We start from the raw sequence: 1,872 nt of genomic DNA, 5'->3' as shown, positions 1-1,872 counted from the left end.
TCATCGTTCTGCCCAGCCCATCGGTTTTACCGGAAAGGGTCTGACCGCCAGCGGTGGTAATGGTATAGCGGGTATGAGCCACTTCTGTTTGCTGGTCATGGCCTATCTGCGTGGTTTTATCCCAGAGAATCTGCGTTTTCATATTCCTTTGAGCATGAATAAACACTTCCTCTCTGCCTTTTTCATCCTCAAAACGCAGTTCATTAAATCCCTCACCTCCGCGAGTCCGGGTTTTAAAGGTGGTACGGGTTTTCTCCGCCGGTAAATCAAGCGGCGGACGATTGAGGCCATTGTAGGTACACCCCGTCACAATCGGGCGGTCGATATCGCCGTTGAGATAGCTGACTATCACCTCCTGCCCGACGCGCGGTATCGCCATAAAACCGAAACCGTTGCCGTTCCAGCCTTGTGCCACCCGTACCCAGCAAGACGCGAGGTCGTCCGCTTTATCGTAACGGTTCCAGTGGAAATGGATCCGTATCGCGCCGTGTTCGTTCACATAAATCTCTTCGCTTCCCGGCCCGACCACCGTAGCGACTTCATCACCGTCCGCCAGCGGTTTGTAGCGATAAGGGGGCCGCCAGTCCTGTCGCCCGGGAATAAAGGCGACCTCGTTGGTCAGTGTTGTCCCCTCGCCGCCGTCGTTTGACGCGATAGGTTGCTGCCCATAATGCGTGACGGACAGCACCTGCCAGCGGTCGTTCATGGCCTCTATGGGATGGGATTGCAGGGTAAAAATTTTACCCGGACGCAGCCGGATACAGTTGGTTTTGGCGGTGCCGACTTTGCTGTAGTTTCGTAACTGTTCCAGCCGCAATTGGGTAAAAGGTTTTCCTTCCTCGTCCCACTGGAAGCGCCCGTAACTTTCAAACACTGAATTGTGCCCGCTATCGTCGGATTGCTTCTGATGTTCGAGCGAATATTTGGGGTTAAGAAAGTTATGGTCTTTCTGGACCGTGCCATTCGAACACAGGTATTCGCCATAACTCCACTGGTACGCGGTGGTATCTGTCTCGTCCGTTTCAGGGTGCGTATTGTAAGTCAGTTCGATATCCGCCTGCATGCCCAGACGGCAATCACAGAACAACGTCTGTTTTTCCTCAAACCAGAAGATAATGCCCTCTTCCGCCGCCAGCCGACACCAAAAATCATAGGCGGATTCGCGTTTTTGCGTGGTGTATTCCCGTTCGGCATGGCGTTTATAGAGCGTATCGCGGGTAAATAAAATACGATGCTCTTTCAGCAGGATCGTTAAGATTTCCGGTACGGACTTTCGATGGAAAATACGGCTGTCCTGATTGAGCGTCATCAGCCACATTGTGGGGCGGACAGTGAAAATATAAAAAGTGCGACGGCCGTCGGTATTATCCTGTTCAGCCCCGGTTATCAAGCCATTAATGGTCCGCTCGGTGACGCCATTGCGGGTAATGGTCAGTGACGCGCTGTCCCCCAGCTGTTCATTCAGGGGAATGTCATCACGTGAGCTCACCACTTTTAACGTCAGGCGATAAAGCTGTGACAGCTCTTCCTTCCTGTAAAGTAAATTGCGAGACCTGAAAGGTAGTTTGGGGCAGTGCGCCAATTCGGCAGGTGAAAACTAATCCATCCATATTTGAAACCTTACATAACTGAACCATTATCCTGAGATGGGGATAACGCAAGAAGCTATTAAACGAGCCATGACAGGCGGCTCTTTTAAATAGCGCCGGTCTGCTCCGCGGTAAAAAAATGACAGCGTAAAATAGCCATCATTTAATACGTGGCGTTAGAGAGAACAACAGACCGCTTCCAGCTGAGTAGGATGGAGTGGAGACAAATAACAGAGAATTTCGCTCTCTAAATTTTATGACCATAAGATCACGATATTTATCA

The 1,872-nt window shown here is 50.9% G+C and carries 1 pseudogene; it reads right to left on the bottom strand.

Annotated elements, in window-relative coordinates:
- A pseudogene (locus CKY02_RS22915) lies at positions 1-1,610 on the bottom strand (type VI secretion system Vgr family protein); the annotation flags it as partial.
- Positions 1,611-1,872: the final 262 nt, after the last annotated feature.

The sequence above is a fragment of the Photorhabdus bodei genome (genome assembly GCF_003287735.1).
In the GTDB taxonomy this organism is placed as follows: Bacteria; Pseudomonadota; Gammaproteobacteria; order Enterobacterales; family Enterobacteriaceae; genus Photorhabdus; species Photorhabdus kayaii.
Note: the sequence above shows the minus strand (reverse complement) of the source record. Positions and strands in the feature narration are given on the sequence as shown.